At 66.8% G+C, this 10,264-nt stretch carries 9 protein-coding genes and 1 pseudogene; 2 read left to right on the forward strand and 8 right to left on the reverse strand.

The features are described 5' to 3' along the window. Positions 1-254: 254 nt before the first annotated feature. Positions 255-1,592 (forward strand): dicarboxylate/amino acid:cation symporter, encoded by a 1,338-nt coding sequence (locus D2K64_RS15025; RefSeq protein WP_120009195.1) that lies wholly within the window; start codon positions 255-257, stop codon positions 1,590-1,592. Between the two features lie 69 nt (positions 1,593-1,661). On the opposite strand, the gene D2K64_RS25535 is transcribed toward D2K64_RS15025, so the two are convergent. Together D2K64_RS25535 and D2K64_RS15040 are read right to left on the reverse strand one after the other, a co-directional pair. After that, entirely contained in the window at positions 1,662-2,840 is a 1,179-nt protein-coding gene (locus D2K64_RS25535) for a lactonase family protein (protein WP_238384215.1), read from the reverse strand. A 320-nt stretch (positions 2,841-3,160) separates the two neighbouring features. Then, on the reverse strand, positions 3,161-3,664 hold the full coding sequence (locus D2K64_RS15040) for a hypothetical protein (RefSeq protein ID WP_157985866.1): 504 nt from the start codon (positions 3,662-3,664) through the stop codon (positions 3,161-3,163). A gap of 264 nt (positions 3,665-3,928) precedes the next feature. Here D2K64_RS15040 and D2K64_RS15045 point away from each other — a divergent pair, with 264 nt between their 5' ends. Then, entirely contained in the window at positions 3,929-4,813 is an 885-nt protein-coding gene (locus D2K64_RS15045) for an alpha/beta fold hydrolase (protein ID WP_120009197.1), read from the forward strand. A gap of 7 nt (positions 4,814-4,820) precedes the next feature. On the opposite strand, the gene D2K64_RS15050 is transcribed toward D2K64_RS15045, so the two are convergent. From D2K64_RS15050 to D2K64_RS26170, 6 genes and pseudogenes are all read right to left on the reverse strand, one after another. Beyond that, positions 4,821-5,720, reverse strand: coding sequence for a carbohydrate ABC transporter permease (locus D2K64_RS15050; protein WP_120009198.1), 900 nt, complete (start codon positions 5,718-5,720; stop codon positions 4,821-4,823). Continuing rightward, entirely contained in the window at positions 5,713-6,675 is a 963-nt protein-coding gene (locus tag D2K64_RS15055) for a carbohydrate ABC transporter permease (RefSeq protein WP_120009199.1), read from the reverse strand. The genes D2K64_RS15050 and D2K64_RS15055 overlap by 8 nt, the downstream gene beginning before the upstream one ends. Positions 6,676-6,728: 53 nt before the next feature. Next, positions 6,729-8,054 carry an ABC transporter substrate-binding protein gene (locus D2K64_RS15060; RefSeq protein ID WP_120009200.1) on the reverse strand — a complete coding sequence of 442 codons (1,326 nt, stop codon included), beginning with the start codon at positions 8,052-8,054 and terminating at the stop codon, positions 6,729-6,731. A gap of 46 nt (positions 8,055-8,100) precedes the next feature. Then, the gene (locus tag D2K64_RS15065; protein WP_120009201.1) at positions 8,101-9,189 is read right to left on the reverse strand and encodes an ABC transporter ATP-binding protein; all 1,089 of its coding nucleotides are present in this window, start codon (positions 9,187-9,189) and stop codon (positions 8,101-8,103) included. A 328-nt stretch (positions 9,190-9,517) separates the two neighbouring features. Beyond that, positions 9,518-9,907, reverse strand: coding sequence for an aminotransferase class IV (locus D2K64_RS15070; protein WP_157985867.1), 390 nt, complete (start codon positions 9,905-9,907; stop codon positions 9,518-9,520). A 130-nt stretch (positions 9,908-10,037) separates the two neighbouring features. Continuing rightward, a pseudogene (locus D2K64_RS26170) lies at positions 10,038-10,184 on the reverse strand (D-amino acid aminotransferase); the annotation flags it as partial. Between the last annotated feature and the right edge of the window lie 80 nt (positions 10,185-10,264).

Here is a 10,264-nt window from a genome sequence, read left to right on the forward strand (position 1 = left end):
GCATCAGCCGGCGGCCCGGGCGGATTTCGGCACAGGCTTTCCTCCGGCCGTGCGGGATTCCGCACGCCGCTCCTGCCGTCGCGTCATGTGCTGCACTGCAAACATGTATAAGACCAAAGACTTAGCTTCCAGACCACGTCCCGTCCTGCCCTGGCACGAGGCTTGCGACCTGTGGCGCGTGCCGCCGCACCCGCGCCGGCCTTGCAGAGCAACGCCGGCGGGCGGCAAGCCGCCGGGCAGTGGAGAAACGTTCCATGGCATTCGTGGACCAGGCTGTCGCGGCCAACGCGCCGCCGCAGAAGCCGAAGAAATTCTACCAGCACCTGTACGTCCAGGTGTTGATCGCGATCACCGCCGGCATCCTGCTGGGTCACTTCTATCCGCAGACCGGCGCCGAGATGAAGCCGTTGGGCGACGCCTTCATCAAGCTGGTGAAGATGGTGATCGCCCCGGTGATCTTTCTGACCGTTGTCACGGGGATCGCCGGCGTGCGCGACCTCGGCAAGGTGGGGCGCGTCGCCGGCAAGGCGATGCTGTACTTCCTCACCTTCTCGACCCTGGCGCTGATCGTTGGCCTGATCACCGCCAACGTGATCCAGCCGGGGGCGGGGCTGAACATCGACCCGGCGACGCTGGATGCCGGTGCCGTCTCGGGCTACGCCGCCAGGGCGCATGAAACCACCATCACCGGCTTCCTGTTCAACATCATCCCGGCTTCGCCGGTGAGCGCCTTCGCCTCGGGCGACATCCTGCAGGTGCTGTTCTTCTCCGTGCTGCTGGGCCTGGCGCTCGCCTCCGTGGGCGAGAAGGCCGATCCGGTGATGACGGTGCTGCACTCGTTGTCCGCCGGCATGTTCAAGCTGGTCGGCATCCTGATGAAGGCCGCCCCGATCGGCGCCTTCGGCGCCATGGCCTTCACCATTGGCCGCTACGGCATCGGCTCGATCGCCTCGCTGGCGATGCTGATCGGCACCTTCTACCTGACCTCACTGTTGTTCGTGATCCTGATCCTGGGCACCGTCGCCCGCTACAACGGCTTCTCGATCCTCAGCCTGGTTCGCTACATCAAGGAAGAGCTGCTGCTGGTGCTCGGCACCTCCTCCTCCGAGGCGGCGCTGCCGACCCTGATGGAAAAGATGGAGCGTGCCGGTTGCCGCAAGTCGGTGGTCGGGCTGGTGGTGCCCACCGGCTATTCCTTCAACCTGGACGGCACCAACATCTACATGACCATGGCGGCGCTGTTCATCGCCCAGGCTTGCGGCATCGAGCTGAGCCTATGGGACCAGGTGCTGCTGCTGCTGGTGGCCATGCTGTCCTCCAAGGGCGCGGCGGGCATCACCGGCGCCGGCTTCATCACCCTGGCCGCGACGCTGTCCGTGGTGCCGGCGGTGCCGGTGGCCGGCATGGCACTGATCCTGGGAATCGACCGCTTCATGTCCGAGTGCCGCGCCCTGACCAATCTGGTCGGCAACGCGGTTGCCACCATCGTGGTCGCCCGCTGGGAAGGCGAGTTGGACCGCGAGAAGTTGGACGCCGCGATGCGCGGCGAGCCGATGCCCCTGCGCGAGCCGTCGCTGCAGCCGGCCGAGTAAGCTTCGCAGGCCGGCGCGGGGGAAGGGCGGGGTGCCGGAAGGCGCCCCGCCCTTTTTCCGTCCCGCCGTTCAGCGCGCCGGGGCGGCGGAACGGATCGGCGCGGTGCCCAGCGCCGCAGGCCCGCCCTTCACCGGCAGGGTGCGGCCGGTAGCCTGCAGGGTGTCGCCCTCGACCCGGTAGATGCCGATCGTCTTGTCCGCCATGTTGCCAATCAGCAGGGTGCGGCCATCGCGCGAGAACGCCATGCCCTGCACCCAGTCGCCGGCCGGCGCCTCGGCCACCACCCGGACCTTGCCGCCTTCCACCTTCAGCAACCGCACCAGGGCCGCCGCGCGGAGCGGGTCGGCCGGTGCGCGGCCGGAGCCGTTATGGATCACCGTGACGGCGTGAATGCCGTCGGGGCTGGCCATCACGCCTTCCGGCGTCGGACCCACCGCCACGGTGTCCACCGTGCGGAACGGCTCCCGCGAGACGTCGATCAGGCTGACCGTGTCCGCGTCGCCGGTGTTGTTGATGCTGCGCCCGACATTGCCGACCACGGCCCAGCCGGACGGCGACACGGAGACGGAGTACGGGCGCACACCGGCCGTGATGTCCCGATCCAGCTTGGTCACCGCGTCGCCCTCGATGCGGAGCACGGAAACGATGCTGTCATTGTCGCGTGTGACCAGCGCGTGCCGCCCATCGGGCGTGAACGCCGCGGCCGAGACGCCCGTGGTGGCCGCACCGATCGGCACCGTTCCGGCAACGCTGACCTGGTTGCCGGCGATGCGCAGTACCGATACCGTGCCGCCATTGCGGTTGGCCACCAACGCCAGCGTGCCTGCCGGGTTGATGGCGATGCCCGATGGCCCGGCGCCGACCTCCAGTGTCGCCAGCACCCGGGGCGGCGATGCCTTGAGGTCGATCACCGAGACGCGGTTGTCCGGCACGGTCTTCGCCGAGTCGGACGGATCGATCTTCTCGGCCGAGCTGGCCAGGGCCAGGCTCTCATCCGGCGTCACGGCCACGGAGTTGGGCGGGCCGACCACCGAATGCGGCGCCTGCACTTCACCCACCAGCTTCGGCTCCCCATTGGCGAAGTCGATCACCGCCAGCGTGTCGGGCTGCGGGTCGCGCACCACGGTGTTCACGCCGTTGACCAAGGCGCGCTTGTTGTCATTGCCGGACACGGCGATCTCCGCCGCGGCCTGGGCACCGAGTGCCAGCGCCAGCGCTGCCCCGGCCAGGATGGGTGCGTTCTGCATGACGTTCTTCCCTGATGATCTTCCAGAAGGGATCTCCGTCCCCCGGTTGGCAGTCTCGTCTTGGCCTGGGCCATCCAGCAAGCGCCGTGTTTCGCAACAACCAGTCCGCTGTACCGTCCGGTCCGCCACGAGGGCCAGGCCGGCGCCCGCCAGCGTAGCCTGAGGCGCGCAGCTGGGCCGGCACGACGCCATCTGCCCGGCGGAGGCACCATCATCCTGCCAGAAGGGGCGACCGCCGGACCAGGTTCCCCACCAACGAAAAGCACAAGCGCCCTTGCCAGGGAGGTTCTTCGAGGCGCGGGAGGGCCGGCAACAGGCCGTCAGCGGTGAGCCGGATCCTGGGGGAGTGGCGTTGATGCCCCGCCGCTGATGTTGCCGCTCCGCCCCGCCTCCTCCGCCTCGGCCGCGGCGGGAAGCCTGGCCGGCTCGGGGTAGCGGAGGCAGCCCCGGACGATCGGGGCGCAAACACCTTCCCGGCCAAACGTATCGTCATTGTCGCCGGTGAACACCACGCCGATCACCCGGCCCTGCGCCACCCGAACCAGCGCCGTGCAATACGAACCACTTCCGGCCAGGCTGAAGCCGCCGACCGCGGGCAGGGACACGTTGAAGCCGCCGACATTGGCGTTGCGCTGCTCGAAGGACAGCAATTCGGTGCCGTCCCGCAGCGTCGTGACCCGGGTCGGGATGCCGGCACAGGCCTGAACGTCATCCACATCCATGCCCGTGATGAGCTGCCGGCCTGCTTCGGCGACCTGCGCCCCTTCCGTCGAGCAGCCGGACAGTGCCAGCAGAACTCCGATGAGAAACAAGGCTCTCGGCATTGCGGCTCCGCTGACGATGCAAGGGCAGGCAGGGAAGCGGGACGAGGCAGGGCTGGCAAGTCCCGTCGGATGCGAGCACCGCCTGTTCCATTATGTTGCATCGCAAAAAAAAGCCTTGCGGAGCGGTAGGCGCTTGCCTAGCTTTCTGGAGGCAGCATATGCGGCTCTGCCGCTATGTTGCTTTTCTTGGACGTTTCCTCCCTAAACTCGGCGGTGCTTCGGCACCGCCTTTTTTTTGGCTGTGAGGCCGGAGGGACGCCCACCATGCTGCCAGTCTGCCAGATCCCTGGTTTTCAGCTCCGCGACGTCATGGCAGGTGAGGTGCGCATCCGCACCGCCCTCGGCGGGAAGGGCCCGCCGCTGCTGCTGCTGCACGGCCATCCGCAGACGCATCTGACCTGGGGCAAGATCGCGCCGGCGCTGGCCGAGCGGTTCACCGTGGTGGCGGCCGACCTGCGCGGCTATGGCGACTCGGCGAAGCCGGAGGGTGGTGCGGGCCATGTCGGCTACAGCAAGCGCACCATGGCACGGGATCAGGTCGAGGTGATGCGCGCACTTGGCTTCGAGCGCTTCGCCGTAGTGGGGCATGACCGCGGCGGCCGGGTGGCGCACCGCATGGCGCTGGACCACCCGCAGGCGGTGGAACGGCTGGCGCTGTTCGACATTGCGCCCACCGTCACCATGTATGCGCGCACCAACCAGGAATTCGCCACACGCTACTTCTGGTGGTTCTTCCTGATCCAGCCTGAGCCATTGCCGGAGCGGATGATCGGCGCCGACCCGGAATTTTTTCTGCGCCAGCACATCGAGGGCCAGATCAAGATCCCCGGCTCCACCAGCGAGGCCGTGTTCGCCGAATATCTGCGCTGCTACCGGGATCCGGCGACGCGCCACGCCATCTGCGAGGATTACCGGGCGGCCGCCACGATCGACCTGGAGCACGACGCCGCTGATGCGGGGACACGGATCACCGCTCCGCTGCTGGCACTGTGGGGTGGGCGGGGCACGGTCGGCAAGCTGTACGACGTGCTGGAAACCTGGCGCGAGAAGGCCACGGATGTGCGGGGCGAGGCGCTAGATTGCGGGCACAGCCCGCAGGAGGAGCGGCCGGAGGAAACGCTCCGGCTGCTGTTGGATTTTCTCGGCTGAGGCCGGGCTATTCCTTCACCGCGCCGGTCAGCGAGGACACATAGTAATCGACGAAGAAGGAATAAAAGATGGCCACGGGCAGCGAGCCGAGCAGGGAGCCGGCCATCAACGCGCCCCATTGGTACACGTCGCCCTGCACCAGTTCGGTCAGGATGGCCACCGGAACGGTTTTGTTTTCGCTGCTGCTGATAAAGGCGAGGGCGTAGATGAACTCGTTCCAGGACAGGGTGAAGGAGAAGATGCCGGCGCTGATCAGCCCCGGCACTGCCAGCGGCAGCGTGATGCGCCACAGGATCTGCAGCCGGGTGGCGCCGTCCATCAGCGCGCATTCCTCCAGCTCATACGGGATCGACTTGAAGTAGCCGATCAGGAGCCAGGTGCAGAACGGGATCAGAAAGGTCGGGTAGGTGAGGATCAGCGCCATGGGGCTGTCGAACAGGCCGAGCTGGAACACCATGGTCGCGAGCGGGATGAACAGGATCGAGGGCGGCACCAGATAGGCGATGTAGATCGCCAGGCCCACATAGGTGGAGCCACGGAAGCGGAGCCGCTGGATGGCATAGGCCGCCAGGACGGAAGCCACCAGCGACAGCACCGTGGCGCACACCGCCACCAGCATGGTGTTGAACAGCCAGGAAGGATAGCTGGTCTCGAATAACAGCTTGTTGATGTTGGCCAGGGTCGGTGAACGCACCCAGAAGGGGTTGTTCTCGGCGTAGTTGTACAGCTCCGCATTCGGTTTGAAGGTTGTCACCGTCATCCAGTAGAACGGGAACAGCAGCACGAACACGAAGCACAGAACCGGAAGATAGACCGTCACCAGGCGGCGGCGGCTGGATTGCCAGGACAGTTGCTCCGGCAGATCGGCCTTCACCTTGCGGGGACGCTCGATCGCGGCCTCACTCATCATCGCCTCCTTGCTGCCATTTGCGCCGGGCGAGGGCGACATAGCTGAAGACTGTTGCCAGGATCAGGAACGGGATCATCGACACGGCGATGGCGGCACCTTCGCCGAGCTGCCCTCCGGGAATGCCGCGCTGGAAGGCCAGGGTGGCCATCAGGTGCGTGGAGTTGATCGGTCCGCCGCGGGTGATGGCGTAGACCAGCTGGAAATCGGTGAAGGTGAACAGCACCGAGAAGGTCAGCACCACCGCGAGGATCGGCATCAGCAGCGGGGCGGTGATGCGCGTAAAGCGTTGCCAGGATGACGCGCCATCCAGGAGCGCCGCCTCGTACAGCGAGGGCGGAATGGTCTGCAGCCCCGCCAGCAGGCTGATGGCGACGAAGGGGATGCCGCGCCAAACATTGGCGGCAACCAGCGACCAGCGGGCATGCCAGGGCGTGCCGAGGAAGTCGATGTAAGTGTCCCGCCAGCCCAGCACATCCACCAGCACGTAGGAAATGATGGAGAACTGGGCGTCATACATCCACCAGAAGGCGATGGCGGAGAGGACGGTGGGCACGATCCAGGGCAGCAGGATGATGGCGCGCAGCAGAGACTTGAACGGCAGGTTCTCGTTCAGCAGCAGCGCCAGCCACAGGCCGAGGCCGAACTTCAGAACCGTGGCCACGGCGGTGTAGAACACGGTGTAGAACACCGCGCCCCAGAATACCTGATCATACCAGAGCGATTCGAAGTTCTCGAAGCCGACGAAATAGCCGCCGCGCCCGATATGGGTGTCGGTGAAGGCCAGCCAGATGCCGAGGCCGAGCGGATAGGTGAGGAACACCAGCAGCAGGCCGACCGCCGGCAGCAGGCAGGCAACGATCAGGAAGGGCTTGGAATCGAACAACCGCGTGAACAGGGAAGGCGCTACCTGTGGGCGCTTCCACGTCACGTGGCGTTCGGTGCTGACGGACATGGCGGTCTGCGCCTCCGGCGGGGCGGGGCGTCTCCGCCCCGCGCAAGATGGTGTTAGCGGTAGTAGCGGCGGGCGCGGCGCTCGGCCTCGCGGACCGCCTCCTCGGGTGTGGACTGGCCGGACGATGCGGCGGCAAACATCTGCACCACCACGTAATCGGCGGCGACCGACCCGGACGCGGCGTTGATCGGCCCCTTGTAGCCCGACCAGAACTCCACCGTGTTGGTGTCCCGGTACACGGCGAGCTTCGGGTCGCTGCTCCAGACGGCGCTCTGCGCATAGGCGCCGAGCGGATGCGACCAGTAGCCGCCGCATCCGGTGAGCCACGCATCATACTGCTCCGCTTCCATCATGAAGCGGAGGTATTCCTTGGCGGCGTTCGGATAGCGGGTGTGCTTGAACACCATCGCGTTCAACAGCAGCACGTTCTCCGCCATCTTGCCGCCCGGCGCCAGCGGCATGCGCGCCATGCCGGTATCCTCGGCGATGGAGGCCGTGCGGGGGTCGTTCTTCAGCGCGAAATACATCGAGACGCCGTTCTGCGTCAGTCCGACTTCTCCCGCGGCGAAGGCGCGGTTGTTGTTAACGTCACCCCAGGAGAGCGTGCCGGGGATAAAGGTTTGATACAGTTCCCGCGCATAGCGCAGCGCGTTCAGGGTTTCGGGGCTGTTGATGGCGACCTTGCCGGATTCGTCCACCACCATGCCGCCATGCGACCAGAGCAGCCAGTTGCAATAGGCATTGCCGTCGCCCACCGCGTTGCCTAGCGCGAAGCCGGCCGGATGCCCGTTCGCCTTGAGCTGCTGGCACAGCTTCAGAAAACCGGCATGATCGGTGGGGATGCTGTCGAAGCCGGCCTCCTTGGCCCACGAGATCCGGTAGACGCAGGGGCCGCCGGAGCCGCCCATCGGCAGCGCCACCCATTGATCGGTGCCCCACTTCTTTCCGAAACGCTGCGGCAGCGCGAGCCAGCCGCCATATTTCTGGCCAAGATACCCGGCCAGCTCCGTCAGATCGAGCACCTTGTCGGCATAAATGTGCGGGTCGTCCGCCCAGGCGACCACCACGTCCGGCCCGGCGCCGGTCTGCGCGGCCACGGCCGTTTGCGGACGGAGATCCTCCCAGCCGGCAAAGTCCACGCGCACCTGGACACCTGTCTCGGCGGTGAATTTCTGCGTGTTGGCGCGGAACACCGTTTCGTCGGCATCGACGAACTTGGTCGGGCGCAGTACGCGCAGCGAGGCGCCGCTCTCGACCTTCAGGGCAGGCGGCGTGGCATTGCCCATGGGAATGGCGCTATGGCCCAGCCTTGGCAATCCGGCGGCCAGCAGCCCTCCGGCACCGAGGGTCAATGCGTCGCGGCGGGTGAAGCGTGTCATGGAACCCTTGCTCCCTGCTCGGCGCTTGGATGCGCCGTTGTGCTGGCTAGGCGCTGATGCGCCGGCCGCTGCTGCCATCAAACAGATGAGCCAGCGACGGGTCCGGCAGCACGCGGATGGTTTCGCCGACCTGCGCGGAGATGCGCTCGCGGAAGGCGCCGGTGATCACCGCGCCCCCGGCGCGCGCCACCACCTGGGTTTCCGACCCGGTCGGCTCGATCAACTGGATAGTGGCCGGAATGCCCTCCGGCGCCAGCCGGAGATGCTCGGGCCGGAAGCCGTAGGTCACCGTCTGGCCGTCCGCGGGTCTCCCGCCGGGCGGCAACGGCCACAGCACCCCATCCGCGCCGGCGGTCGGCGCGCCTTCCGCCGGATCGGCATGGAAGGCGCCGTCGCGCAGTTTCCCCGTCAACAGGTTCATCGCGGGTGAGCCGATGAAGCCGGCCACGAACAGGTTGGCCGGGCGGTCATACAGCTCCAGCGGGGCGCCGATCTGCTCCACATGGCCACCCTGCATCACCACAATGCGGTCGGCCATGGTCATGGCCTCGATCTGGTCGTGGGTGACGTAGATGGTGGTGGTCTTCAGCCTCTGGTGCAGTTCCTTGATCTCGGCACGCACCTGCACGCGCAGCTTGGCGTCGAGGTTGGACAGCGGCTCGTCGAACAGGAAGACCTGCGGGTTGCGGACGATGGCCCGCCCCATGGCGACGCGCTGACGCTGCCCGCCCGAGAGCTGGCGTGGATAGCGGTCCAGCAAGGCGCCGAGGCCGAGGATGCGGGCGGCGCGTGTGACCTCCTGCTCGATGACGTCGGCCGGCGCCTTGGCCAGCTTCATCGAGAAGGCCATGTTGTCGCGCACCGTCATGTGCGGGTAGAGCGCATAGTTCTGGAACACCATCGCGATGTCCCGGTCCTTGGGGGGCACGTTGTTGACCACCCGCCCGCCGATCGAGATCTCCCCGCCCGAGATGTTCTCGAGCCCCGCGATCATGCGCAGCAGGGTGGATTTGCCGCAGCCCGACGGGCCCACCAGCACCACGAACTCGCCGTCGGTGATATCGACGCTGACGCCGTGCAGGATGGCCGTCTGACCGAAGGATTTGCGCACCTCATGGATGCGGACATTGGCCATGGCTCAGCCGCGCGCCATCGGCCAGCAAGGCGTGGATGCGCCGTGCCGCATGAACATTATCTCCCTGTCCCGGCCTCGCCTTGCGGCAGCCTGTTTTGGCGGCCCCGCAGGCGCCGCTGGAAGCAAGCCTAGGCATTTCCCGGCCCGCCGCGCAACAACCTCCTTCGCGAGGCGGGCGCGGTGATGTCAGTCCTGCCGCAGAAGGTCAGGCTCCGCCTGGTCATAATCCACCCGCGTCGCATGCCAGCCTTCGACGCGGCGGGCCCAGAACGCATCGCGCAACCGGGTCGAGACCGGACCTGGTCAGTCATGGCCCATGATGCGGCCATCAATGCAGGACGCCGGCATGGTGCCGCCCGCCATGGTGCAGGCAAAGATCTTGTCGCGGCGCGCAGCTCCGCCACCGGAACCGGCCGCCCTGGCAGGGGATCGCCAGGACCTCGCAAAGCTCCAGCACCGAACGCCGCGTCATGCCATCCAGCGGCCCGCGTGCCGGCGTGGCCGCGCGGCCGTCGGTGATGCTGAAGTTGAAGTCAGCGCCCTCGGTCACGTTGCCTTTCCCGTCCAGCATCACGGCGACATCGGCGCCCTTGTCCAGCGCCTTGGGCTGGCGGCGCGTCAGGTCGCCCCATTGGACATTCTTCACGCGCGGCTCGACGGATTGCGGCAGAATGCGCAGCGTCTCGCCGATCACGAGATGAAGGCCGCGTTCGCTCATCTCGGGGCCTGCCACCTCGACCCAGGAGATGCGAAGCCCACCAGGAAATTGCGCGCAAAAGTCGAATGCCGCGGTGCGCACGGCGCCCGCCTACCGCGCAGGCAATCCATCCCCATACAGCGCATCGCAGGCCTGACAGCCGCACGACGCGGTGCAGGATGGAGCGGAGCTTGCTGTCGCTTTCCGGCAGTGGCAGGCGCAGCGCCTCCGTGGAGGCGCGGAGGCGGCGAAGATGGTCATCCGGCTGGAAGAAGGGTCCGTTCCACACGCCCACCACCTCGTAATACCGCCGAGCTTATGAAGTGACCTTTCTGATCCAGGGAGAGTTGGTGAGGGATTGGAGGCGGTCTGGGGTGA

The organism is Teichococcus vastitatis (genome assembly GCF_003604215.1).
GTDB lineage: Bacteria > Pseudomonadota > Alphaproteobacteria > Acetobacterales > Acetobacteraceae > Pseudoroseomonas > Pseudoroseomonas vastitatis.

Bases quoted from the DNA above. Each gene is read 5' to 3' on its own strand.
- D2K64_RS15070 (WP_157985867.1), bottom strand. From the start codon at position 9,907: ATGAGCGAACGCGGCCTTCATCTCGTGATCGGCGAGACGCTGCGCATT.
- D2K64_RS15045 (WP_120009197.1), top strand. From the start codon at position 3,929: ATGCTGCCAGTCTGCCAGATCCCTGGTTTTCAGCTCCGCGACGTCATG.
- D2K64_RS15025 (WP_120009195.1), top strand. From the start codon at position 255: ATGGCATTCGTGGACCAGGCTGTCGCGGCCAACGCGCCGCCGCAGAAG.
- D2K64_RS15055 (WP_120009199.1), bottom strand. From the start codon at position 6,675: ATGTCCGTCAGCACCGAACGCCACGTGACGTGGAAGCGCCCACAGGTA.
- D2K64_RS25535 (WP_238384215.1), bottom strand. From the start codon at position 2,840: ATGCAGAACGCACCCATCCTGGCCGGGGCAGCGCTGGCGCTGGCACTC.
- D2K64_RS15060 (WP_120009200.1), bottom strand. From the start codon at position 8,054: ATGACACGCTTCACCCGCCGCGACGCATTGACCCTCGGTGCCGGAGGG.
- D2K64_RS15040 (WP_157985866.1), bottom strand. From the start codon at position 3,664: ATGCCGAGAGCCTTGTTTCTCATCGGAGTTCTGCTGGCACTGTCCGGC.
- D2K64_RS15065 (WP_120009201.1), bottom strand. From the start codon at position 9,189: ATGGCCAATGTCCGCATCCATGAGGTGCGCAAATCCTTCGGTCAGACG.
- D2K64_RS15050 (WP_120009198.1), bottom strand. From the start codon at position 5,720: ATGAGTGAGGCCGCGATCGAGCGTCCCCGCAAGGTGAAGGCCGATCTG.